General features: G+C 74.9%; 15 protein-coding genes. 5 read left to right on the forward strand and 10 right to left on the reverse strand.

Annotated features, from left to right (window positions below):
* Positions 1-42: 42 nt before the first annotated feature.
* Together SERN_RS11655 and SERN_RS11660 are read right to left on the reverse strand one after the other, a co-directional pair.
* Positions 43-10,764, reverse strand: coding sequence for a non-ribosomal peptide synthetase (locus tag SERN_RS11655; protein ID WP_233251685.1), 10,722 nt, complete (start codon positions 10,762-10,764; stop codon positions 43-45).
* A gap of 315 nt (positions 10,765-11,079) precedes the next feature.
* Entirely contained in the window at positions 11,080-12,276 is a 1,197-nt protein-coding gene (locus SERN_RS11660) for an NAD(P)/FAD-dependent oxidoreductase (RefSeq protein WP_135850273.1), read from the reverse strand.
* A 145-nt stretch (positions 12,277-12,421) separates the two neighbouring features.
* Here SERN_RS11660 and SERN_RS11665 point away from each other — a divergent pair, with 145 nt between their 5' ends.
* Genes SERN_RS11665 through SERN_RS11675 form a run of 3 tightly spaced genes read left to right on the forward strand, consistent with a single transcriptional unit; the run spans position 12,422 to position 15,565 of the window.
* Entirely contained in the window at positions 12,422-13,603 is a 1,182-nt protein-coding gene (locus SERN_RS11665; protein ID WP_135850274.1) for a type III polyketide synthase, read from the forward strand.
* Positions 13,600-14,364 (forward strand): class I SAM-dependent methyltransferase, encoded by a 765-nt coding sequence (locus tag SERN_RS11670; RefSeq protein ID WP_269846143.1) that lies wholly within the window; start codon positions 13,600-13,602, stop codon positions 14,362-14,364. The genes SERN_RS11665 and SERN_RS11670 overlap by 4 nt, the downstream gene beginning before the upstream one ends.
* The gene (locus SERN_RS11675) at positions 14,357-15,565 is read left to right on the forward strand and encodes an FAD-dependent oxidoreductase (protein ID WP_135850275.1); all 1,209 of its coding nucleotides are present in this window, start codon (positions 14,357-14,359) and stop codon (positions 15,563-15,565) included. Before SERN_RS11670 ends, SERN_RS11675 begins: the two co-directional genes overlap by 8 nt.
* A 27-nt stretch (positions 15,566-15,592) precedes the next feature.
* Here SERN_RS11675 and SERN_RS11680 read toward each other — a convergent pair whose 3' ends face one another.
* Together SERN_RS11680 and SERN_RS11685 are read right to left on the reverse strand one after the other, a co-directional pair.
* On the reverse strand, positions 15,593-16,441 hold the full coding sequence (locus tag SERN_RS11680) for a UbiA family prenyltransferase (RefSeq protein ID WP_135850276.1): 849 nt from the start codon (positions 16,439-16,441) through the stop codon (positions 15,593-15,595).
* Between the two features lie 172 nt (positions 16,442-16,613).
* Complete coding sequence (locus tag SERN_RS11685; protein WP_233251645.1) at positions 16,614-17,321, reverse strand: EcsC family protein; 708 nt, start codon at positions 17,319-17,321, stop codon at positions 16,614-16,616.
* A 176-nt stretch (positions 17,322-17,497) separates the two neighbouring features.
* Between SERN_RS11685 and SERN_RS11690 the strand changes: the two genes are divergently transcribed.
* Complete coding sequence (locus tag SERN_RS11690; protein WP_135850277.1) at positions 17,498-18,487, forward strand: epimerase; 990 nt, start codon at positions 17,498-17,500, stop codon at positions 18,485-18,487.
* Positions 18,488-18,505: 18 nt separating this feature from the next.
* On the opposite strand, the gene SERN_RS11695 is transcribed toward SERN_RS11690, so the two are convergent.
* Together SERN_RS11695 and SERN_RS11700 are read right to left on the reverse strand one after the other, a co-directional pair.
* Positions 18,506-18,934, reverse strand: coding sequence for a hypothetical protein (locus SERN_RS11695; RefSeq protein ID WP_135850278.1), 429 nt, complete (start codon positions 18,932-18,934; stop codon positions 18,506-18,508).
* Positions 18,931-19,566 (reverse strand): MarR family transcriptional regulator, encoded by a 636-nt coding sequence (locus SERN_RS11700; protein WP_135850279.1) that lies wholly within the window; start codon positions 19,564-19,566, stop codon positions 18,931-18,933. The genes SERN_RS11695 and SERN_RS11700 overlap by 4 nt, the downstream gene beginning before the upstream one ends.
* Before the next feature lie 118 nt (positions 19,567-19,684).
* On the opposite strand from SERN_RS11700, the gene SERN_RS11705 reads away from it, so the two are divergent.
* On the forward strand, positions 19,685-21,259 hold the full coding sequence (locus tag SERN_RS11705; protein WP_135850280.1) for an ATP-dependent DNA ligase: 1,575 nt from the start codon (positions 19,685-19,687) through the stop codon (positions 21,257-21,259).
* Positions 21,260-21,567: 308 nt separating this feature from the next.
* Here the strand turns inward: SERN_RS11705 and aroB are convergent, their stop codons facing one another.
* The 4 genes from aroB to SERN_RS11725 all read right to left on the reverse strand — a co-directional run bounded on the left by aroB (position 21,568) and on the right by SERN_RS11725 (position 25,137).
* On the reverse strand, positions 21,568-22,668 hold the full coding sequence (gene aroB, locus SERN_RS11710; protein WP_135850281.1) for a 3-dehydroquinate synthase: 1,101 nt from the start codon (positions 22,666-22,668) through the stop codon (positions 21,568-21,570).
* Positions 22,665-23,183, reverse strand: a complete 519-nt coding sequence (locus SERN_RS11715) for a shikimate kinase (protein ID WP_158292645.1) — start codon at positions 23,181-23,183, stop codon at positions 22,665-22,667. Before SERN_RS11715 ends, aroB begins: the two co-directional genes overlap by 4 nt.
* A gap of 7 nt (positions 23,184-23,190) precedes the next feature.
* Positions 23,191-24,399: a chorismate synthase gene (aroC, locus tag SERN_RS11720; protein WP_135850283.1), complete on the reverse strand. Its 1,209-nt coding sequence runs from the start codon at positions 24,397-24,399 to the stop codon at positions 23,191-23,193.
* A gap of 78 nt (positions 24,400-24,477) precedes the next feature.
* Positions 24,478-25,137: a prepilin peptidase gene (locus tag SERN_RS11725; RefSeq protein WP_158292646.1), complete on the reverse strand. Its 660-nt coding sequence runs from the start codon at positions 25,135-25,137 to the stop codon at positions 24,478-24,480.
* Positions 25,138-25,144 lie beyond the last annotated feature (7 nt).

The raw sequence follows: 25,144 nt of genomic DNA on the forward strand, positions 1-25,144 counted from the left end.
GTTCGGGGCCGTCCGACCCGTGGATGGGTCGGACGGCCCGTCTCACGCCTGCGCGAGCAGTCGGTCGAGAATCGGGACCAGCTCGGCCATCGCCTCGTCGGAGAGCAGGTCCGAGTGCCGCACGTGGACCGTGCTCGACGTCACCGACCCCGTCACGTGGCCCTCCCACGCCGCAGGCGCCGGACGGCCGTCGGGCACCTCGAGCGTCGCCTCGACGATGTGCAGGTCACCGTCGAACGTCGGGACGGGCGTGCTGTCGAACAGCTCCCCCAGCCGGACGAACCGGCGGACCATGCGCTCCACGGTCTCGACCGGGAGGTCGGCGAGCGGGTTGCCCGCCGCGCGCAGCAGGCCCTGCACCGCGACGACGTCGAGCTCCACGTCCGCCGGTGCCTCGATGCCGTTCGCGTCGAGCAGCCCGCGCCACATCGCGTCGCCCGGTGCGACGCCCTCGAGCGCGGACTCCTGCGTCGGGTACGCGTCCAGCAGGATTAGCAGGGCCACGTGCTCGCCGTGCGAGCGCAACCGGGCTGCCAGGTGCTGCGCGAGACGTCCGCCGAACGACCAGCCGAGCAGGTGGTACGGCCCGTGAGGCTGCACCTCTCGGACGGCGTCGACGTAGGAGTCCAGCAGCTCCTCGATCGTGGCCGCGGGGGGCGTCTCGGGCTCGTCCGGTGCGATCCCGGGCATCTGGAGCCCCAGGACCGGGCGCTCGGTCGCGAGCCGACCGAGCAGACCGCCGTACTTCCAGCTGACACCGCTGGCGGGGTGCACGGCGAACAGGGGTGCCCCGCGTCCCTCGGTCCGCAGCGGCAGGATCGTGCGGAGGCTGTCGGCGACGTCCGCCGTGCCGGTTCCCACCAGGGCCGCGAGGGCGGCCACGGTCGGGGCCTGGAACAGCGCCTGCACCGGCAGCCGGGACCCCAGCGCCTCGTTGATCGCGGCGATCGTCGGCTGGGCCACGAACGAGTGCCCGCCGAGCTCGAAGAACGAGTCGTCCGCCCCGACGTCCGCGACGTCCAGCACTCGGGCGAAGGCCTCGGCGACGGCGCGCTCGGCGTCGGTCGCCGGGGCGCGTCCACCGGCGGTGGCGGTCGTGTCCAGCGCGGGCAGCGCGCCGGCGTCGACCTTGCCGTTGCGCGTCAGCGGGATCTCCGCCACGACGGCGACGGCGACCGGCACCATGTAGTCCGGCACCCGGGTGCGGAGGCCGGCCAGCAGCGCCGTCGCGAGATCGGCGCCGCCCTCGTCGAGGGCACTCGCGTCGCTCGGCACCACCCAGGCGCCGAGGCTCCGACCCCTGGCTGTCTCGACCGGCCGGACGACGGCCTGCGCGACGCCGTCGGCCGCGCGCAGCAGCGCCTCGACCTCACCCGGCTCGACGCGGTGGCCGCGGATCTTGACCTGGCCGTCGCTGCGACCCAGCGAGACGATGCGGGCGCGGGAGCCCTCCTCCTCGCCGGGATGGACCGCGACGAGGTCACCCGTGCGGTACATGCGGCTGCCGTCGGCGGCGAACGGGTCGGCGACGAAGCGCTCGGCGCTCGCGCCGGCCCGCCCCGCGTACCCGTGGGCGAGCTGGTCGCCCGCGAGCCAGAGCTCGCCGACGCTGCCGGACGGCGTCGGCCGCAGGAGACCGTCGAGCACGTAGCCCCGCGTGCCGGGCGTGGTCGCGCCGAGGCCGGGGCGCGGGGCGTCGGCGACGCGCGCGACGAGCGAGTCGACGCCGACCTCGGTCGGTCCGTAGAGGTTCCACGCCGCCACGGCGGGTCGCTCGTTCAGCCAGGTCCACAGCCCGGCGTCCAGCGCCTCGCCGCCGAGCAGCACGACGAACGGGGCGTCGGCCGGTCGGGCGTCGAGCACCTGCGCCAGGCGCGTCTGGCCCACGAGGGCGGCGACGTACCCCGGGGTGGTCTCCCACGCCGCGATGTCGCGCTCCTCGAACACCGTGACCAGCGCCTCCGGGTCGCGGCGCACCTCGTCGTCGACGACGTGCACCTCGTGACCCGCGACGAGCCACAGCACGGGATCCATCGCGGCGTCGAACCCGACGCCCGTCGTGTGCGCCATCCGGACCCGGCGCTCGGCGGGGTCGGGCATCAGCGTCGAGCGGTGGGAGGCGAGCAGCGCCGCGAGGGCGCGGTGGGGCACCTGGACGGCCTTGGGCTCGCCCGTCGTGCCCGACGTGAACACGAGGTAGGCCGGGTCGTCGAGCGTCGCCGCACCCGCTCGGGTCGCCTCGGGCACGGACGTGCCGGCGCCCTCGGTGAGCAGGGTCGCCAGGGTGACGACGGCGGCCGGGTCGAGGCCCGCGGCGCTCGCGGCGTCCTCGGTCGTGGAGTCGTTCGTCCCCGGGGCGGGCTCGTGCACGACGAGCCGTGCCCGCGCGGTGCGCAGCATGCTGGCCACGCGCTCGGTGGGCAGCTCGTCGTCCACGGGGGCCACGACGGCGCCCGCGCGCCAGACCGCCAGCAGCGCGGCGATCGTGTCGATCGAGCGCGGCAGCCGGAGCGCGACGACGTCGCCGCGACCCGTCCCGCGGGCGACGAGCCCGGCGGCGATCGCGTCGACCCGCGCCGCCAGCCCGCGCAGGTCGAGGCGCGGGAGCCGGTCGAGTGACGCGAGCCGGTCGGGGGACGACGCGTGCGCGGGGACGAGCGCGTCGGCGCCGCTCTCGCGACCGGTCCCGACGATCGCGGTCAGGTCGCCGAAGCGGCGCACCGTGTCGGCGAACGCGTCCATCACCGGGACGGGCTCGTGCGTGGCGTCCCAGGACTCGAGCGCCGCCGGGGTGTCCCCCAGCACGGCGTCGAGCATCGGGGCGTCGGGCGCCGCCGCCACCTCGCGCAGGAACGCGAGCCAGCGATCGACGAGTCCCCGGGCGGCCGACGCGCTGAACATGGCGGCGTTGTACTCGAGCACGCCGTCGACCTCGTCGCGACGGTCGGCCGCGTCGGACGTGTCGGCTGCACCGGTCCGGTCGGGACGCCCGCGCGGACGCAGGGTCATCGACAGGTCGACCTTGGCCGCCCCGGTGGTGTCCGGCGCGACGGCGTGCGCCCGGACGCCGGGCAGGTCGAGCGCGAGGCCCGTGGGCTCCTCGACCGAGAGCATGGTCTGGAAGATCGGGTGTCGTCCGAGCCGGCGCTCGGGGGCGATCGCCTCCACGATGCGCTCGAACGGGACGGCCTCGTGCTCGACGGCCGTGAGCGTGGCCGCGCGGGCACGGTCGACGGCGTCGGCGAACGTCAACCCCGCCGCACCCTCCGACCCGAGCTCGAGCCGCAGCGGCAGCGTGTTGACGAAGAAGCCGACGAGGTCGGCGACGTCGGGGTCCGTCCTCCCGGCCGACGGCGATCCGACGACGACGTCGTCGCCCGCACCGATCCGCTGCAGATAGCCGGCGAGCGCCGCCAACCAGCCGTGGAACGCGCTCGCGGAGCGGCGTGCGGCGGCGCCACCGATCCGGTGGGCGACCTCCGCGGGGATCTCGAACGCGATCAGCCCGGCCGGCTGGGCGGCCGTCTCGGGACGGCGACCGTCGGCCGGCAGCTCGAGCTCGGTCGGCACGCCGTCCAGGATCTGCGTCCACGCCGCGAGGAGCGCGTCCTCGCGGGACGGGCCACCCCCGTCCGCGGAGCGGAGCGAGCGCTGGTGGCGGGCGACGTCGGCGTACTGGACGTCGAGCGGACGCTGCACCGTGGGGCTGCCGCCGAGGCGCGCGGTGTAGGCGGCCGCGATGTCGCGGACCAGGGGCGCGAGCGAGGCACCGTCGGTCGCGATGTGGTGGATGACGAGCTCCAGCAGCCACGTGCCGTCCCCGGTGGGCACGAGGGCCGCGCGGACGGGCAGCTCGCGGGTGAGGTCGAAGCCCGCGCGGGTCTCGACGGCGGTGTCGCCGACGACACCGTGCGGGGCGTCGTGGATGCGCTGGACCGGCCGGCCGTCCACCTCGGGATAGCTCGTGCGGAGGATCTCGTGACGCGCGAGCAGGTCGTCGACGGCGCCGACGAGCGAACCGGTGTCGAGGTCGCCCTCGAGCTCCACGCGGAGCACGACCGAGTACTCGGCCGAGGCCGGGTCCAGCCGGTTGAGGAACCAGAGCCGGGACTGGCCGGAGGTCAGCGGCAGCTCCTCGGCCTCCTCGCGCGGGTGGTCGGCGAGCCACTCGCGCAGGCCGGGGTCCGGCGCGGCGGAGGGGTCGGCGGCACCCAGGACCGGGCCGGCGCCGTCGGCGGACGTGCCGTCCGCCGCCGCGTCCGTCGTCGTCCCACGGTCCAGCACGGCGAGCAGCGCGGCCGGGGTGGGGGCGTCGAACACGGCGCGCAGCGGGAGGGTGGCGCCGAGCTCGTCGCGCACCCGGGAGACCAGCGCCACCGCGAGGAGCGAGTGGCCGCCGAGGGCGAAGAAGTCGTCGTCGAGCCCGACGTCGGCCACCGCCAGCACGTCGGCGACGATCCCGCACAACGCGCGCTCGTCGTCGGTCTGCGGGGCACGCGACGGTCCGCGGTCCCCGGGCTCGGGCAGCGCGGCGACGTCGACCTTGCCGTTGGGGGTCAGGGGCACCGCGTCGATCGGCGTGATCGACGTCGGCACCATGTACTCGGGCAGCTGGGCGGCGGCGTGCGCGCGCACGGCAGCCACGTCGAGCTCGGTGCTCGTCGCGGTGCCCGCCCGGGGACCGGTGCCGACCACCCACGCCACGAGTCGTGCGGTGTCGGGTCCGCCGGGTGTGACCACGCGGGCCACGGCGGTGCGGACGCCGTCGGCCCGCTCGAGCGTGCGCTCGACGTCGGCGACCTCGATGCGGTAGCCGCGCAGCTTGACCTGGTCGTCGTCGCGACGGACGAACTCCAGCTCGCCGCCGGGCCGGCGGCGCACGACGTCACCCGTGCGGTACATCCGGGTGCCGGTGCCTCGCGGGTCCGCCACGAAGCGTGCGGCGGTCTCCGCGGAGCGCCCGCGGTAGCCGTGCGCCTCCGACAGGCCGGAGAGGTAGAGCTCCCCCTCGACGCCGGGCGGGACCTGGCGCAGGGTCGCGTCCAGCACGCGTGCGGTCACGCCTGCGATCGGGCCGCCGATGGTCGGCGAGCCCGGCTCGATCGGCGCGAGCACGGAGTCGACCGTGAACTCGCTCGGTCCGTACAGGTTCCACCCCGCCACACCGGGTGCGGCGGCGAGCCGGTCCCAGAGCACCGCGGGGAGGGCCTCGCCACCCACGGCGACGAGCAGCGGGACCCCGCGGTCCGCCGCGGCGTCGAGCAGCCCGACGTTGGCGAGCTGCTGCGCGTAGGACGGCGTCGTCTCGAGCACGTCGACGCCCAGCTCGGCGACGGCACGCACGACGGCCTCGGCGTCGGTCCGGGTCGGCTCGTCCGCGACGTGCAGCGCGGTCCCGGCGGCGAGCCACAGGATCGGGTCCCACGCGGCGTCGAACCCGAGGCCCGAGAGGTGCAGCATCACGGGCAGGCGACCGAGGCGCTCGGTGAGCGGGCCCACCAGGACGTCCTCGTGCTGCGCGAGCACGGCCGCGAGAGCGCCGTGCGGCACCTGGACACCCTTGGGCGTCCCGGTGGTGCCGGACGTGTAGACGAGGTAGGCGACGTCGTCGGGCCCGGGGAGGGCCGGAAGCGGCGGGAGCTCCGACGACGCGTGGGAACCGGTGGCTCCGGTGGCTCCCGCGTCCACGACCGCCCGCGGCGTCAGCACGCGCGGGGGTGTCGACCCCTCCTCCACCAGCAGGGCGCCGAGCAGCCGGGCCCGGTCGGTGTCGGCCGTCACGAGCACGGGTGCGCCGCTGTCGGCGAGGATCCGCGCGACCCGGGCGTCGGGGTAGGCGACGTCCACCGGCACCGCGACGGCCCCGGCACGCAGCGCGGCGAGGACGAGGACGACGGCGTCCGTGACGCGTGGCAGGGCGACGGCGACGGTGGCGCCGGGCGTCACGCCGTGCGCGAGCAGACCACGCGCGGCGTCGTCGACCCGGGTCGCGAGCGCGTCGTAGGTCAGGGCGACGTGGTTCGACGCGGTGTCCGACCCGACGAGGGCCAGGGCGTCCCCGTGCGCGGCGACGGTCGACGCGAGACGCGTCAGCACCTCGGGTGCGGCCACGGTGGGCGCGCGACCCGTGCTCTGCTCCTCGAGGACGGCGAGACCCGCGTCGTCGAGCCGCGGCAGGTCGGACAGGCGACGGCCGGTGGCGGTGACGAAGGCCGCCAGCACGCGGTCGAGCGCGTCGCGCAGCCGCTCCGCGGTCGACTCGTCGAACAGCGCGCGGTCGTAGCCGAGCGCCCCCGCGAGCGGTCCGTCCTCGCCCTCGGGCGTGGCGAAGTCGACCAGCAGGTCCGCCTTCACACCGGCGCTCGTGACCTGGCCGGGCACCGTGACGGTGAGGTCGGCGAGCTCGAGCACGGCCGGCTCGTTGCTCTGCAGCGTCAGGAGGACCTGGAACAGCGGGTGCCGGTCGGCCACGCGCGGCGGGCGCAGCGCGTCCACCAGCGAGTCGAACGGGACGTCCTGGTGCGCATAGGCCTCGGTGTTGCCGGCGCGGACGCGACCGAGCACCTCGGCCAGGGTCGGGTCCTGCGCGAGCGAGGTGCGCAGCACGACGGTGGTGACGAAGAAGCCGACGAGCTCGTCGAGCTGCGGGTCGGTCCGACCGGCCACGGGGGTGCCGAGCACGACGTCCTCCCCCGCGCCCTGCTGCTCGAGCGCCACGGCCAGCGCGGCGTGCAGCACGATGAACAGGCTGGTGCGGTGCTCCGCCGCCAGGGCGCGCAGCGCGGCGTGACGTGCGGCGTCGAGCAGCAGCGGGACCTCGCCGACGCCCTGCTGGTCGGGGTCGGTCGGGTCGGCGGTCCCGCGGGAGCGGTCGCGAGGCAGGCTGATCTCGTCCGGCGCCCCCGCGAGGGCGCGCCGCCAGTGGTCCAGCTGCCCGGCGAGCACGCTGTCGGGGTCGTCGGCCTCCCCCAGGTGCTCGCGCTGCCACAGCGTGTAGTCGGCGTAGCTGACCGGGAGGTCGGTCTGCTCGGGCGCGCGACCCTGCGACCGCGCCCGGTAGGCGAGGGAGAGGTCGCGCGCGAACGGCGCGAGCGACCAGCCGTCCGAGGCGATGTGGTGCATGGTGACCACGAGCACGTGCGCCTCCGGGCCGGTGCGCAGCAGCACGGCTCGCAGCGGGGTCTGCGTGGTGACGTCGAAGGGGCGCAGCGCCTCCTGGCGGGCGATCTCCTCCGCCCGCTCGGCGGGGACGTCGACGGCGGTGAGCACGACGTCGACCTCGTCGCGCACGACCTGGACCGGCTCGCCGTCGACGTAGGGGAAGACCGTGCGCAGCGGCTCGTGCCGTGCCACGACGTCGGTGAGCGCGGCGCGCAGGGCCGCGACGTCGAGCCGACCGGCGAGCTCCAGGACGACCGGGATGTTGTAGGCCGCCGACCCGGGCTCGAGCCGGTTGAGGAACCAGAGCCGACGCTGGGCCAGCGAGACCGGCAGCAGGTCGGGGCGCGGCGTGCGCGTCAGGCGCACGGGGCGACGGGCGGGGTCACCCGCGGCGCCGTCGCCCTCACCGTCCTCGCCCTCGGCGAGCGCCGCGAGCTGGGCCACCGTGGGACGCTCGAACACGTCGCGGACGGTGACCGTCCGGTCCAGCGCCGTGGTGAGGGTGGCGGCGAGCCGGGTCGCGAGCAGCGAGTGCCCGCCGGCGGCGAAGAAGTCCTCCTCGATGCCGACCGGCGCCGTGCCGAGAACCTCGGCGAAGGCCGCCGCGACCGTGCGCTGCGCCGCCGTGCCGGGCTGCTGCGCGGCGTCGTCGGTGGTGCGCTCGGGCGTGGGCAGCGCCCGCCGGTCGAGCTTGCCGTTCGGGGTCAGCGGGAGGTCGGTGAGCGTCATGATGCTGCTCGGCACCATGTAGTCGGGCAGCTCGGCGCGCAGCGCGTCCCGCACGCGGGTGCCGAGACGGTCGCCCTCGCCCGTGACGTAGCCGACCAGACGGGCCGTGGCGCCGTCGCCCTGGACCATGGCGGCGGCCAGGCCGACACCGTCCTGACGGCGCATGGCGGCCTCGATCTCGGCCAGCTCGACGCGGTAGCCGCGGATCTTGACCTGGTCGTCGATCCGTCCGAGGAACCGGAGCGAACCGTCGTGACGACGGCGCACGACGTCACCGGTGCGGTACATCCGCGAGCCGTCGTCGGCGAACGGGTCGGCCACGAAGCGCTCGGCGCTCAGGCCCGGCTGTCCCACGTAGCCGCGCGCGACGTTGACGCCGGCGAGGTAGAGCTCGCCCACGGCGCGATCGGGCACGGGGCTGAGGCTGGAGTCCAGCACGTAGTGGCGGCTGTTGCGCACGGAGGAGCCGATGTGGGGCTCGCCGACCGTTATCGTCGCGATCAGCGAGTCGACCGTGACCTCGGTCGGGCCGTAGAAGTTGACCGCGTGGACGTCGGTCAGCGCACCGAACGCGTCCCACAGCCCCGGGCCGACCTCCTCACCGCCGAGCGCGACGACGGTCGGGTGGGACTCCCGCTCGAACAGGCCGGTGGCCAGGAGCGCCTCGGCGAACGACGGCGTGGTCTCGATCGAGTCGATCCCGACCTCCGAGAGGTGGTCGGCGAGCCGCTGCGGGTCGCGGCGCACGTCGTCGTCGATCATGTGCAGCTCGTGGCCGGCGAACAGCCACAGCAGCGGGTCCCACGCGGCGTCGAAGGACAGCCCGGCGGTGTGGGCGACGCGGACGGGACGGCCCAGGCGCTCCGCCGCGGGATCGAACAGCTCGGAGCGGTGGTGCTGGAACAGGTTGCGCAGCGCGACGCGCTCGACGCCGACGCCCTTGGGGCGGCCGGTGCTGCCGGACGTGAAGACGACGTAGGCGAGGTCGGTGCCCGACACCGCGGGAAGCGTCGTGGGGTCGTCGCTCGCGCGGCGCCACGAGGTCGCGGTGTCGGAGTCGACGGCGAGCGACGGCACGCTCCAGGTGGCTCCGGCGTCGCGGTCGCGCCCCGCCTGGCGGTGGCTCGTGAGGAGCAGGACGGGTGCGGCGTCCTCGATCATCCCGGCCACGCGGTCCGTGGGGTACTCGGGGTCCAGCGGCACGTAGACGGCACCGGCGCGGAGCACGGCGAGCACCAGCATCGGCAGGTGCCGGCTGCGCTCGATGCGGACGGCGACGCAGCTGCCGGGCACGACGCCCTCGGCCAGGAGGTGGTGGGCCATCCGGGTGGCGCCGGAGTCGAGCTCGGCGAACGTGAGGGTGCCGTCGGGTGCCACGACCGCGAGGTCGTCGGGCCGCGCGGCGGCCGCGGCGGCGAGCGCCTCACCCACCGTCTCGGCCTCGATGGCGAGCTCCGGGCCGGCGCCCTGCTCCAGGAGCGGGGCGATCTCGTCCTCGGCGACGACGCGCGCGTCGACGACCGAGACGTCGTCGGACTGGGCCACCTGGTCGAGCAGACCGAGGAGGCGACCCGCGTGCTCGGTGAGGCTCTCGACCGTGTGGAGGTCGGCGTCGCCCTCGAGCTGGACGGTCGCGGCGGCCGCGCTGCTCTCCAGCCCGGAGACGACCACGGAGAGGTCGTGCACCGGTCCGGTCGACAGGATGCGGACCTCGCCGGTCGCGGACCCGAGGATCAGGGCGTCGATGACGGGCAGCAGGTTGACGGACGGGCCCGCCTGCGACGGCGCGCCGGGCAGGTCCTCGACGCGGAAGCGCTGGTGGGCCACGACGCCGCGGATCACGTCCCCCGCGTGGGAGATCGTCTCGGCGACCGTGGCGGAGGCGGCGACGTCGACGCGCAGCGGCAGGATGCTCGAGAGCATCGACGGGGTCGACTTGGCGACCTTCCCGCGACGCGCGGTCACGGGGAGCCCGAGCGAGACGGTCTCCGCACCCGTGATCTTGGCGAGGTACAGCGCGATGACGCCGACCATGGTCTTGGGGAGGTCGCGGCCGAGCTCGGCCAGCGGTGCGGCCTGGGCCGGCGTCAGCGGGACGCTGACGCGCACGATGCGGGTGGCGGCGCGACCCGTGGTGCCCTCGAGACCGTCCACGGTCGACTCCTGCGCGAGCTCCTCGCGCCAGAACGCCTCGTCGCGCGCGAAGTCGTCGGACTCGCGGTACTCGGCCAGCGAGGCGAGCAGGTCCTCGTGCCCGGGGAACGGCGACGGCGTGCGCGCGGCGGTGCGGGCGACGCGGCCGGCGAACGGCCGCAGCAGCAGGCCTGAGGGTGCGCGCTTGTCGAGCTCGGTGTAGACGCGGGCGAGGTAGTGCAGCGCGATGACCGCCGAGTAGCCGTCCAGGGCGATGTGGTGCACGCGCTGGAACAGGAGCGACCGATCGCCCGCGAGCCGGAAGAGGGTGGCGCCGAAGAGCTCCTCGCCGGTGAGGTCGCGCGGGGTCGTCATCTCCACGTCCATGAGGGCGAGCGCCTGCGCGCGGGCCGCCTCGACGTCGTGCTCGCGGAGGTCGACGACCTCGAGCAGGTCGTCGGTGGGCTCGGGTCGGCGGAGCACGGCGTGCGGACCGTCGGCGTCCGAGCGGAAACGCATGCTGAGGGAGTCGATGTCGCGGACCGTCTTGGTCAGCGCGATGCTCAGGAGACGCGGGTCGAGCGCGCCGTCGACGTCGAGGTACTGGCCGATCTGGTAGGTCGGGTTCGCCGGGTCCAGGTCCTGCGCGTACCAGATCCCGCGCTGCGCGGGCGTGAGGGTCAGGCGCTCGTCCGGCGTCGTGGTCGGGGTGGTCTCGGGGCGATCCTGCTGCTCGTGCATCGTCAACGCGTCACTCTCTCCATGGACGAGGCCCCGCCCGGTGGGGGCGGGGCCTCGAGTCTCGACGCCGGTCGTGCCGACGTCGCTCACCGGTGGTCGGGGACTACTGGAACTGACCGATCCGGAGGAAGTTCAGGATGCCGCCGACGTCGATCAGCGGTCCGTTGACGAGCGGGCCTTCGATGAGTGCGTTCCACATCTCCATGGGGGGCTCCTTCGTGCGTTCGCGGTCACGCTCCCGGGTGGGGCGTCACAGGGGGTTCGGAGCCCTCCCCGGGGGTGGATGGGTCGGGTGCCTCGTCGCGCGGCAGAGCCTCAGACCTTGCCCTGCAGCAGCCGGCGGAAGTAGATGATCGGCTCCAGGTAGCGGTCGAACGCCCACGTCAGCACCCGCGGGCGCACGAGGTCCACGACGGGGACGGACGGTTGCGGGCGCCCGTCCCTGTCGAACTCCGCCAGCAGGAGGTGGTGCCGGGAGGTGGTCACGGGGGCGATCGAGTAGCCGTCGTAGCGGGTCATGGCGCGGCCCCGCCGGCGCGCCGCGATGTTGTCGGCGACGACGGGCACCTGCTTGCGCAGGGCTCCCCCGGACGGCAGCGTCGCCAGGTCGGCGACGTCCCCGAGGCCCCAGACGCGCGGGTGCTCGGGGTGCTGCAGCGTGTGCGGGTCGACGTCCAGCAGTCCGCTCGCGCCGGGTCCCGCGAGGCCGCTCTCGGCGATCCACGCCGGCGCACGGTGCGGCGGCGCCAGGTAGAGCGCGTCGTAGGCGAGGCTTTCACCCGCGACGACGACGGTGCGCGCCTCGGGGTCCACGGCGGTGACGGCCGCCCCGAACCTCACCGTCACGCCCTGCTCGGCGGCGGTCGTGCGCAGCCGGGCGTCGGCGTCGTCCAGCGCGACGATCCGGCTGCCCTCGACCAGCAGTTCGACCTCGATCGCGTCGCGCACGCCGGTGCGCCGCCAGTGCGCGAGCGCGAGGAACAGCGGCTTCAGCGCCACCGGGGAGCACGGCACGTGGCCGCCGGCCAGCACGAACACGGCCCGACCCGAGGTGAGGCCCGACAGCATCTCCCACGTGTCGACCGCCGAGTCGGGCAGGTAGCTCGTGGCGGCGTGCGGCGTCGCGACGGCCGCCTCGGCGCCGGGGACAGCGTCCCAATCGACGCGGGAGCCCGGGCAGAGCACGAGGTCGGAGTAGGTCAGCTCACCGCCGCCCGCCAGGTGCACGAGGCGACGCCGCGGATCGACGCGCGTGACGGCGTCGGCGTACCACCGCACCCCGTCCGGCGTGACGCTCCCCTGCGGGCGTCGCAGCTCGGCCAACGTGGCCTGTCCCCCGGCCACGTAGGACAGCATCGGGCGGTAGTGGTGCACGCGCTCGGGTTCGACGACGACGACGTCGCGGGCACCGTCGCGCCGCAGCCGCCCCGCGATCGAGAGTCCGGCGTTGCCGCCGCCGACCACGACGACGTCGTGGTGGGCGCGGGCGGGGACGGGTGTGGACGAGCTCATGGTGGCTGCGCTCCGGGGGCGTCGGGGAGTGACGGGGAGGGGTGGGCCCCGTTCTCCCTTCACGCTACGCGCCGCGACCCCGGAGTCGATGGATCGCGTCGGACGCGATCGTGCCACCCGGGACCCGCGCCGTTACAGTGGAAATATGGTCATCAGCGTCCACTCGGTGGCCACCTCGGTCCCACCGACGGTCATCAAGCAGCCCGACATGCGCGACCTCCTCCTCGTGCAGCCGGAACGCACCCGCCTGGGACGCCGGTTCATCGCCTCGGCCTTCGACGGCTCGGCCATCGACACGCGCCACACCGTGGTCCGCGACCTCGACCTGGGCGCCCCGCTGGACGGTCCCGGCGCCGCCGGGGACTCAACCACCGGTCCGGCCGTGTTCTGCGACCGGGCCGAGCGCCGCGTCCTGTCCCCCACCACCGGCACCCGCAACGACGTCTACGTCGAGCACGCCCCCGCGCTCTTCCTCGAGGCGGCGCGCGGTGCGATCGCCGCCTCCGGCTCCTTCACGACGGCGGACGTCACGCACGTCGTCACCGCGTCGTGCACGGGCTTCTTCGCCCCCGGCCCCGACTACGTGCTGGTCCGCGACCTCGGCCTGCCCCCCACCACCCGGCGCCTGCACGTCGGCTTCATGGGCTGCTACGCGGCGTTCCCCGCGCTGTCCACGGCGCGCTCGATCTGCGCGGAGGACCCCGGCGCCGTCGTGCTGGTCGTGTGCGCCGAGCTGTGCTCGCTCCACCTGGAGGCCTCCGACGATCCCGACACCATCGTCGCGTCCGCGGTGTTCGCCGACGGCGCGGCGGCCGCGATCGTGTCGGCGCGCCCCGCACCGGCCGGTCACCTCGTGCTCGACCTGGACGAGATGCGGACCACCCTGACGCCCGTGGGCGAGCAGGACATGGCGTGGACGATCGGGGACCACGGGTTCGAGATGGTCCTGTCGCGCTACGTGCCCTCGATCATCAGCGAGCACATCCGCGGCGCGCTCGACCCGCTGCTGGCGCAGGCCGGGACCGACCACGCGGGGGCGCACGACGACATCCCCCGGTGGGCCGTGCACCCCGGCGGGCGCTCGGTGCTGGACAAGGTGCAGGACGCGCTCGCGCTGACCGCGACGCAGATGGAGCCGTCCCGCTCGATCCTGCGCGAGTACGGGAACATGTCCAGCGCGACGATCCTGTTCATCCTGCAGCGGTTGCTCACCTCGCCCGACGCCCCCGCGGCCGGTCGGGGCGAGCGGGTGTGTGCGATGGCGTTCGGACCGGGCCTCACGGTGGAGTCCGCGCTCCTCACGCTGCGCCGCTCCGAGGCCGCGTGAGCGCGGAGGGCGGGCGCTCGCGCCCGGTCCTCGCCCGCACCACGCGTTCGGGTCACGGCCTCGAACGCCGGGACGTCGCCGCCGTCGAGCTCATGGATGATCCGGCGTGCGACGCCGAGGGTCTGACCAGCACCTACCGCGCGTTCGTGGTCGTCAACCGGCTCGTGGCGGGATGGCGGGCCGTGTACGTGCGGCACGTGCGCCCGCTCCTGTCGACGGGGCGGACGACGACGCTGCTCGACGTCGGCTCGGGCGGCGGCGACGTCGCGCGCTCCCTGGCGAGGTGGGCCGCACGCGACGGCCTGCGCCTGGAGATCACCGGGATCGATCCTGACCCGCGCGCCGTCGCCCACGCGAGGGCGCAGCCCGCCACCCGGGGCGTCACGTTCCGGCAGGTGCTCAGCTCCGACCTCGTGGCGGAGGGTGCGTCGTTCGACGTCGTCGTGTCCAACCACGTGCTGCACCACCTGGACGACGCGCAGCTGGCCGGACTGCTGAGCGACAGCGAGGCGCTGGCCCGGCGCCGCGTGATCCACAACGACATCGCCCGGGGTCGGCTCGCCTACGCCGGCTACTGGGTGGGCACGCTGCCGCTGCACCGGCGCGGCCGGCCGCACGCGCCGTTCGTGCGCGACGACGGCCTGCTCTCGATCCGGCGCAGCTACCGGCGCGACGAGCTCGCGGCCGTCCTGCCGACGGGGTGGCGCGCGGCGACGCTGCCGTTCCGGGTACTCGCCGTCTGCGAGGTGCCGGGTGCGTGACGTCCTGGTCGTCGGGGGCGGCGCCGTCGGGCTCGCGCTGGCCTCGACGCTGGCCGCCTCGGGGCTCGACGTCGTCGTGTGGGAGCGGCGTGCTGCGCCGGAGGCGGTCCCGGGCCGCGCAGCCGCCGGCACGGCCCGGCCGGGGCACTCGCGCGCGATCGGGCTGCACGCCCCCGCCCTGGAGGTGCTCCACCCCGACGTCGCCGCGCACCTGACGCGCGAGGCCGTCCAGGTCGTGCGCGGTGTCGCGCGCACCCGCGAGCGCGTGCTCGGCGTCGTCCCGTTCGACCGGGTCTCGCGCCGCTTCCCGTTCGTCGCGACGCTGCCGCAGGTCCGGACGCAGGAGGTCCTGCACGCGCACGCCGCGACGGTACCCGGCCTCGAGCTCGTCCACGGGCGCGCGCTCGTGGGCCTGCACGGGTCGCCGGGACACGTGGTGGCGCGGGCCGAGGACGGCGGGGTCGAGCACGCGCGCTTCGTCGTCGCCGCGGACGGTGCGCGCAGCGGCGTGCGCGACCTGCTCGGCGTCCCCGCACCGGTCCACCCCTACCCCGACACCTACGTGATGGGCGATCTCGCCGACAGCACCCACGCGGGGAGCGACGCGATCATCCACCTCGAGCACGCGGGCGTCGTGGAGTCGTTCCCGCTGCCGGGCGGTCTGCGGCGGTGGGTCGTGCACACCGGGACGGGGCGCGGCGGGAAACCGACCGTGTCGGGTGCGTCGGACGCGCCGACCGCGGAGAACCTGGCGTCACTGATCGAGCAGCGCACGGGGATCGCCGTCGACCCTGGAACCTGCAGCATGCTGAGCGCGTTCACCGTCCGCCGCCGACTCGCCGCACGCACCGTGCACGGTCGCGTGGTGCTGCTCGGCGACGCGGCGCACGAGATCAGCCCGATCGGCGGGCAGGGCATGAACCTCGGTTGGCTCGACGGCGCCCGGCTCGCCCCGGTGCTCCTCGCGTCCGTGCGCGGCACGGCCGACGACGCGGCCACGCGGGTCGCGCTGCGCCGCTACGACGACGCGCGCCGCCGTCGGGCCAGGTGGGCGGCGCGCCAGGCCGAGCTCAACATGGGGCTGGGCCGACCGGTGGCGGGAACGGCGGCGACGGTGCGCGACGGCGTGCTGCGGGCGCTGCTGGGCAGTCCCGCGCGTCGTGGGCTCGCGTCGGTGTACGCGATGCGTCACCTGCGCTGACGGCCCCGGCCCCTCGGGCCGGACCTCTCAGACCGACAGCGCCGTCCCCGACAGCGCGAGCTGGGCCACGACGACGAGCGCGGCCACGATGATGAGCTGGAACAGCAGGCGGCCCGGCGGACGGGTGGCCACCAGGACGATCCCGAGCGTCGCGATCGCCAGGCACACGACGAGGGCGACGACGCCGAGCACGCTCGGACCGGCCGCGGCGCCGATCAGCACGGGACCGAACGTGACCAGGGCCGCGGCGAGAGCCAGCGACAGGAACGCCACGACGCCGGAGACGACCCTGCCCAGGCGGTGCGGCAGCCCGTCGATGCCGGTCGTGGCGTCGTCGTCGAGATCGGGCAGGACGTTGGTGAAGTGTATGGCGACGCCGAAGACGCCCCCGACCGCCAGCGCCCACCAGGCCGTGGTGGCCGGAGGCTGGGCCGCGAGCGTGACGACGGCGGGCAGCAGCCCGAAGCTGAGCACGAACGGCAGCACCGAGGCCGCCGTGCGCTTGAAGACCGCGTTGTAGGCCCAGCCCGACGCCACCAGGACGAGGTGCGCCAGCGCCGAGCGCCAGCCCAGCACCAACGACAGCGGGACCGTCGCGGCGGCCGTGACCCAGGCGGCCGTGCGCACCGTGGCCACCGAGACGTCGCCCCGGGCGACCGGTTTGTCGGTCCGGTGGACCGCGCGGTCGCGACCGGCGTCGATCCAGTCGTTGGAGAAGCCGATCGAGAGCTGACCGACCAGGACCGCGAGCCCGAGCACGACCACGCGCCACGCCGGCAGCCCCGTGCCGATGCCGAGCACGACCGCCAGCGTCGTGACCGTGGCGGTCGGTCCGGGGTGGCTGGAGAGCAGGAGCGAGCGGGTGCGGGCGAGCATCCGACCACAGTAGGGGCGAGGGGCGCCGGCGGGCCGGTCGGCGGCCACCCGTTCGCGACCGGTGGGTGCGCGCAGGTGGTCGCTTCCGGCGACGCGAGGCGACCTCAGGCGCGCACGACCGGATCCGTGCCGGGTCCCGTTCGGAGGTACGGGCGCCCGACCGGGCGGACCGTCAGGCGCCGACGGGGAACTGCTTGCGCGCGTTCGCGGCGATCTTGCGCATCATGAAGCCGTCGAGGCCGCCACCGACGAGACCACCGACGATCGGGACACCGCGACCCAGGCGGGTGAGTAACTTCTCGCCGACGCCGCGCAGCAGACGGAAACCGATCGCCTTGTTCACGATCATCATCGAGGACGCCGGCAGACGCTTGAGGGCGAACGCGGCCACGCGGCCGGTCCCGGTGCTCATGCCGGCCTTCTTCAGGACCTCGTCGGCGTCGGAGCCCACCAGGGTGAGCATGACGGCCGTACGGATGTGCGGTTCGGTGACGTCGTAGCCCCGGAGCGTCGCGATCGAGGCCACCATGCGGGTGGCCTGGACGTAGAACTCCACGAGGTTCGCGGGCAGCGCGACGACCATCGTGGTGAAGCCACCGATGCCGGTGACGACACCGCCGACGGCGCCCCAGCGCGTCGCTGAGGAGATGACGTCCTTGACGGCGCGCTCGATGTCGCCGTCCTCCTCCTTCAGCGCCCGGGCGGCGATGTCGGGCGCCGAGCGGATGGGACCGACGCCGTCGATGCCGACCGACATGATCGTGCGGATGAGGCGGTCGATCGCGCCGCCGTCCTCCTTGCCCTCGCGGGCCTCCTCCAGCGCGGTGCGCGCCTCGTCGACGTCCTTGCGGCTCGGTCGGAACTTCTCGAACAGTCCCACGGGGGCTCCTCTCGTCGGTCGGGCTGCGCGTCCTCCGCCGTTGCGGTACGCGCAGCCTCGGAAACGAGGCTAACCACGATGGTGTCGAGAGTGTCGAAACGGTCTCGTGCGGCGTACCCGTGACGGCGGGACCTTCGTCCCGCCGCCGCTCTCGCCGGCGCACCTAGGGTGAGGCGGTGACCACCGAACGCACCCCGTCAGCCGCCCGCCCCCGCGCCGTCGTCGCCGGGGCGTCGGGCTTCATCGGCGTCGCCCTCGTGGCGGCGCTGCGCGAGGACGGCTACGACGTCGTCACGATCGGGCGCGGGTCCTCGGCGTCGGCCTCGTGGGACGACAACGCCGCGGTGACCGAGCTCGTCGACGGCGCCGAGCTGCTCGTCAACCTCGCCGGGCGCTCGGTGGGGTGCCGCTACCACGACGCGAACCGCGAGGAGATCTGGTCGTCCCGGATCGACACGACGGAGCTGCTGAACCGCGCGGTCGCGGCCGCCGTCGCTCCACCTGCCCTGTGGCTGAACGCCAGCACGGGGACGATCTACCGCTACGCGCTCGACCGGCCGCAGTCCGAGGCGGACGGCGAGCTGGGCACCGGGTTCTCGGTCGACGTGGCGCGCGGCTGGGAGGCGGCGTTCGACTCCGGGGACCTCCCGGGGACCCGACGGGTCGCGCTGCGCATGGCGATCGTGCTGGGCGACGGCGGAGCGGCCCGGCTGCTCAAGCGCGCGGCACGGTTCGGCCTCGGCGGGCCGCAGCTCGACGGGCGCTGGTTCCCGCACCGGCGCTACCGCGGCATCGGTCCGCACGCGACCCCGTCCAGCACGGCCGTGCACCGGTCGCGCGGCCACCAGAGGTTCAGCTGGATCCACCTCGACGACGTCGTCGGCGCGGTCCGCCACATCCGGGACACCCCGAGCATCGCCGGACCTGTCAACCTCGCCGCTCCGACGGCCGCCACCAGCCGGACCGTGATGGCGGCGCTGCGCAGGCGGGTCGGGGTGCCGTTCGGACTCACCGCACCGCGATGGCTGCTCGAGATCGGGATGCTCGTGCTGCGGCAGGAGTCCGAGCTCGTGCTCAAGAGCCGCTGGGTCGAGCCGCGCGTGCTCGTCGACACGGGCTACACGTTCGTGCGCCCCGACCTGGACGACGCGCTCGCGGCGTCGTGACGCTCGGCCCGAGGGTGGTCAGACGCCGGTGAGCAGCAGCCAACGACCGAGCGCCCCGACGGCCACCGCCCAGATCAGCGATGTCAGGGTCCCGATGATGAAGCGCTCGGACACGGCCGCGCCGAGCGCGGCGACGGACGGCTCTCCGCTCGCGGACGGGGCGTTCGCGGCGCCGGACGTGCTCGCGGAGCCGCGCAGCTCGGGGTAGCGGCCCAGCCCCTTGACCGCGACGACGACGGCGATGCCCTCCGGCTGCCCCAGCAGCACGCACCCGGCCGTGGCGAGTCGTTCGAGGAGACCGATGACGAGCCCTCCTCGCAGCACCGCCTGCACGCGGGTGGCCGAGACGGCGCCCGTGCCCTGGGCGGCGCGAAGCACGATCGGGACGAGCAGCACCCCGCCGCCCGCCGCGAGAGCGAGGGTGAGGACGACGACGAGGAGGCTCATGCCTCGATCCTGCCAGCCGGGTCCGACACCGCGGTGGAGGTGGACTCCGCCAGCGCCAGGAGCCGGGCGGCGGCCGCGCGCGCGTCCCGCTCCTCCTGCCACAGCGCGTCCCGCCGGAGCTTGCTCACGTTCTGCGGGCTGACGCCGAGGTCGCGAGCCACCTGCACCCCCGTGGCCCCCGGCCGCGCCAGCTGGTCGATCGCGCGCCACTGCGTCGCGGTCCGTCCGGCCACGACCGAGGCGAGCAGCTGCAGCACGCCCTCCGCGAGCGCGGCGTCCGGCGAGTCGCTCGCGACCGCGAGCGAGTTCGCCACCGTGCGCCCCTTGGCGCGCTCGACCGCCTCGCGGGCGTGCACGAAGGCCGCCCCGGTGCTGGCCGGGGCGCTCTCGGCGAGGGCCCCCTCCCCCGCACCGACACCGATGCTCCAGCCGCCGCGGCGGACGAGGTGCAGCACGAGGTCGACCACGACGTCCGGATCCGTCAGCACGCCCTGGACCTCGTCCCCCACCGTCCGCACGAACGGGAGCACCGGCGGACCCGGGGCAAGCAGATCCTCGAGGTCGTCCAGGAGTGCGGGAACGAGGTCGCTCCCCCGGCGGCTGCCGCGCTGGTCGATCGTGATGACGAACATGCATCAACCCTAGCGAGTTGATGCATGCAGAACAACCCTGGAGGGTTGATCGATACTCCGGCGCGTTCAGCCGAACCGGAACGGGTCGATGTCCCAGGTCGACGGCAGGATGGCAGGCATGCTCCTCGACACCCTGGTCCGGGCCTCCGCCGACGTCGCCGCCACGCGATCACGGTTGACGAAGCGAGCACTCCTCGCGGAGGTCCTGCGCGCCGCGACGGCGGAGGAGATCGCCCTGGTCGCGACCTACCTCTCCGGTTCGCTGCGCCAGCGGCGCACCGGCGTCGGCGCGGCCGGCCTCCAGCACACGCCCCCGCCCGCCGAGCGCGCCACCCTCGAGATCGTCGACGTCGATGCTCGGTTCGAGCGCCTGAGCGCCGAGCTGGGCGAGGGATCCGCGGCGCGGCGCACCACCGAGGTCGGGGCGCTGTTCGCTGCGGCGACCGCGCAGGAGCAGGCGTTCCTGCGTGCGCTGATCTTCGGCGAGCTGCGCCAGGGCGCGTCGGCGTCCCTGGTCCAGGACGCCCTCGCGACCGCCTACGACGTGCCGCTCGCCTCGGTCCAGCGCGCCGCGATGCTGCTCGGGTCGACGGCGACGGCTGCCGCGCTGACCGCTGCCGGCGGGCTCGAGGCGCTCGACGCCGTCGCGCTGCGCCTCGGTGTCCCCGTGCAGCCCATGCTCGCGGCCTCGGCGCCCGACCCGGCGACCGCCGCTGCCAAGGCGGGCCTCCCCGCCGTCGTCGACGTGAAGATCGACGGCATCCGCGTGCAGATCCACCGGTGGACCGACGAGTCGGGGAGCGACGTCGTCCGGCTGTGGACGCGGAGTCTGGACGACATCACCGACCGGTTGCCGGAGATCGTCGAACAGGTGCGTTCCCTGCCGGCGACCGCGTTCGTGCTCGACGGCGAGGTCGTCGGGCTGCGACCCGACGGGACCCCGCTGCCGTTCCAGGTCATCGCCTCCCGCACCGCGAGCAGCACGGACCCGGTCACCGCGCGGGAGCGGACGCCGCTCACGCTCGTGGCCTTCGACGTGCTCCACCTGGCGGGGCGCGACCTGCTCGACGAGCCGTTCGAGGTGAGGGCGCAGGCGCTGGCGGACCTGGTACCCCCCGAGCTCGCGGTCGCGCGGCACCGGGTCGAAACGGATCAGGAGGCGACGGCGGTGTTCACCGACGCCGTCGCGGCCGGCTGGGAGGGCGTCGTCGTGAAGAAGCCGTCGGCGCCGTACGCGGCGGGTCGGCGCGACTCGGGCTGGATCAAGGTCAAGCCGCGGCACACGTTCGACCTGGCCGTGATCGGTGCGGAGTGGGGCTACGGACGCCGGCAGGGCTGGCTCTCCAACCTCCATCTCGCCGCGCGCGATCCCGCCACGGGCGGGCTGGTCATGCTCGGCAAGACGTTCAAGGGGCTCACCGACGCCGTCCTGACCTGGCAGACGGCCGCGCTGCAGGAGCGCGAGGTGCGCCGCACGCGGACCACCGTCTTCGTCGATCCGCCCCTCGTCGCGGAGATCGCTTTCGACGGCGTCCAGATCTCCACGCGCTACCCGGGTGGCATCGCGCTGCGGTTCGCCCGCGTGCTGCGCTACCGCGACGACAAGACCCCGGAGGAGGTCGACTCGCTGGCCGACATCCTTGCCCTCTCCCCCGTCATCGACGACGCAGCCGACCCAACCACCGACGCCTGACCCCTCGTTCGCGAGGCCCTTGAAGGCGTTCGCGAGGCACTTGGGGGCGCCCGCGAGGCTTTTTCGGGCGTTCGCGAGGCACTTTCGGACATTCGCGAGGCACTTTCCGGTGAGCACCGCTCTCGGGCGCCCCGGCCGAGCGCCGATCCGACGCCGCGCCGTCTCACCGTGCAGGAGTGGTCGCCAAGCCCGCTCGCTGTGCACCGGTAGCCGCTGAGCGTCCCCGACAACGGCCACGACCGCACACCGAGCCAGGGGGGCGGACCCCGCACGCCACCGGCGGCGCAAGCGGACCGATGGTCCGGTGCTCAGCCCAGCGAGATGGCGCTCCCCCGGCGCTTCTCGCCGATCTCGGCGTACGCCGCGAGCAGCAGCGACGGATCGGGGCCCTCGAGCCGGACCGGGCGGCCGACGTCCTCGAGCACCACGAAGCGCAGCAGGTCGCCACGGGTCTTCTTGTCGCGCCGCATGGCGTCGAGCAGACCGGGCCAGACGTCGTCGCGGTAGGTGGTCGGCAGCCCGAGCAGCGTCAGGATGCTGCGGTGACGCTCGACCACCTCGTCCGAGAGCCGTCCCGCGAGCCGCGCGAGCTCGGCGGCGTACATCATGCCGACCGAGACGGCCGCGCCGTGCCGCCACGAGTAGCGCTCGACGTGCTCGATCGCGTGCCCCAGCGTGTGCCCGTAGTTGAGGATCTCGCGAAGGTCCGCCTCGCGCAGGTCGACCGAGACGACCTCGGCCTTGACCCGCACGGCACGTTCGACCAGCTCGCGCAGGACCGGCGAGGTGGGGTCCGACGCCGCCTCCGGGTTCCCCTCGATCAGGTCGAGGATCGCGGGGTCGGCGATGAAACCGCACTTCACGACCTCGGCGAGCCCGGCCACCAGGTCGTGCCGCGGCAGCGTCTCGAGCGTGGCGAGGTCGGCGAGCACGCCCACCGGGGAGTGGAACGCGCCGACGAGGTTCTTGCCCTCGGCCGTGTTGATGCCGGTCTTGCCGCCGACGGCAGCGTCCACCATCGCGAGCAGCGTCGTGGGCACCTGGACGACCTTGACACCGCGCAGCCAGGTCGCGGCGACGAAGCCGGCCAGGTCGGTGGTCGCGCCACCGCCGAGCCCGACGATCGCGTCGGTCCGCGTGAAGCCCGCCTGCCCGAGGATGCCCCAGCAGAACGCGGCCACCTGACCGGTCTTGGCCTCCTCGGCGTCCGGCACCTCGCCCACGAACGCCTCGTACCCCGAAGCCAGCAGGTCCTCGCGCACGGCGTCCGCCGTCGCGGCCAAGGCACGGGGCGCGAGCACCAGCACGCGCTGCACGTCCTTGCCCAGCAGCGGGGCGAGCTCGCCCAGCAGGCCGCTCCCGACGACGACGTCGTAGGTGCGCTCGGCGGTCACGGTGATGCGGGTCATGCGGACTCCTCCAGCAGGGCGTCGACGGCGTCGGCCACCTCGGCGATCGTGCGGTCGTCGGTGTCGACGCTCCAGCGGCTGACCGCGTCGTAGTGCGGGCGGCGTCCCTCGACCAGGCGGCTCCAGAGCGCGCGCGGATTGCCGAGGAACACGGGTCGGGCGGTCGCGAACCCGAGGCGGGGTGCGGCGTGCGCGAGCGTCACGGTGAGCTGCACGACCGGGCCCCCGGAGAGCAGGTCTCGGACGCCGGGGTCGGTCACGCTCGCGCCGATCACGATCACGTCGGCGCCGTCGGCCGCCTCGAGGGCCGCGACGGCGCACCCCCGCTCGCGCTCGGCGAACGCGGCCTCGCCGACGCCCACGAAGGCGGCAGCGACGTCGTCGTAACCGAGCTCGCGCGCCGCGCGACGCTCGGTGTCGATCGCGAGCGATCCGCGGCGCGCCGCGACCTCGGCCGCGACGCCCGAGGTCCCCGATCCGGGCGGACCGACGACGACCAGCGCGGGCCGGCTCACGACCGGGTCACCGCTGGGTGGCGGGGACGGCGTCGAGGTAGGCCGCCAGGTTGCGGGCAGACTCACCCACGCTGTCGCCGCCGACCTTCTCCAGGAGCGCCTGCGCGAGGACCAGCGCGACCATCGCCTCGGCGACGACGGCGGCCGGCGGGACAGCGCACACGTCGCTGCGCTGGTGGATGGCCTTGGCGGCCTCGCCGGTCGTGGTGTCGACCGTGTCGAGCGCGCGCGGGACGGTCGAGATCGGCTTCATCGCGGCGCGGACGCGCAGCACCTCGCCGTTCGTCATGCCACCCTCGACCCCGCCGGCACGATTCGTCCGGCGGTGGAGGCGGCCGGATCCGACGTCGGCGCCGTCCTGCGAGGTGCGCTCGATCTCGTCGTGCGCCTGCGAGCCGCGGCGGCGGGCGGTGCGGAAGCCGTCGCCGACCTCGACGCCCTTCATCGCCTGGATGCCCATGAGGACGCCGGCGAGCCGCGCGTCGAGCCGTCGGTCGGACTGGACGTAGGAGCCGAGGCCGGCCGGGAGCCCGTAGGCGAGCACCTCGACGACGCCGCCCAGCGTGTCGCCGTCCTTGTGGCACTGGTCGATCTCGGCGACCATCGCGGCCGAGCTGGCGGCGTCCCAGCAGCGCACGGGATCGGCGTCCAGGTGCGCGACGTCGTCGGGACCCGGCAGCTCGGTGCCCTCGGGCACCTCGGCCTCGCCGATCGCGACGACGTGCGACACCAGGCGCACGCCGGCGGCCTGCTCGAGGAAGCTCGCCGCGACGACACCGAGCGCGACGCGCGCCGCGGTCTCGCGGGCGCTGGCGCGCTCCAGGACGGGGCGCGCCTCGTCGAACGCGTACTTGGTCATGCCGACGAGGTCGGCGTGACCGGGGCGGGGTCGCGTGAGCGCGGCACCCCTGGCCCCGCTGAGCACAGACGGGTCGACGGGATCGGCCGACATCACCTGCTCCCACTTGGGCCACTCGGTGTTGCCGATCTCGACGGCGATCGGGCCGCCCTGGGTCAGGCCGTGCCGCACCCCGCCGAGGATGCTGACCTCGTCCTGCTCGAACTTCATCCGGGCGCCGCGGCCGTAGCCGAGCCGACGGCGGGCCAGGGCGCCGGCGATGTCGTCGGTCGTGACCTGCACGCCGGCCGGCATCCCCTCGAGCATCGCCACGAGTGCGGGGCCGTGGGACTCCCCGGCCGTCAACCATCTGAGCATGGTTCCCATCCTTTCACGCCGCGGCCGGGACCCCGGCGCGCGCTCACGGGCTGGGAAGCGTCGGCGCCGCCGCTCGCCTCAGGCGGTGAGGATCGCGACGGCGGCCCCCGCCAGGAGCCACGGCCCGAACGCCAGGTGGGTGCCGGCCGCGGCGCGTCGGGTCACGAGCAGCAGGAGCGCGGCGACTCCCCCGAGGACGACGGCGGCGACCACCGCCGTCACCACCGCCCCCGGCCGGAGCAGCGCGACGGCGAGCGCGAGCAGCCCCAGCAGCTTGACGTCGCCGTAGCCCAGCGCGCGTGGCGCGGCGAGCGTAACGGCGGTGAGCACGGCCCAGCAGAGCGCCGAGACGGCGACGCCGAGGAGGACGCGCGCCGCGCCGACCCACGGCAGGACGGCGCACGCCAGCACGGCGCCGACGGCCCAGCCCCGCAGCACCAGGACGTCGGGCAGGCGGTGCCCCGCGGCGTCGACGAGGCCGGCGCCTGCGGCCGCGGCGAGCAGCACCAGCGCGCTCGGCCACAGCAGGGGTTCGATGCTCGCCCGCACGTGCGCGCCCGCGAGCAGCCCGACCACCGCACCGACGACGACGACCGCCGGTCGGGTGAGGAACCAGCGCCGCCCGGACGCGGCACCCTCGGGCACCAACGAGATCAGCCACGGCGCGACGGCGGCCCCGACGACGGCGCCGAGCAGCGCGCCGGTCGCGGCGAGCACCTGCCAGATCGCGACGTCCATGGTGCCG

Origin of the sequence: Serinibacter arcticus (assembly GCF_004786095.1) — a bacterium.
Classification (GTDB): domain Bacteria; phylum Actinomycetota; class Actinomycetes; order Actinomycetales; family Beutenbergiaceae; genus Litorihabitans; species Litorihabitans arcticus.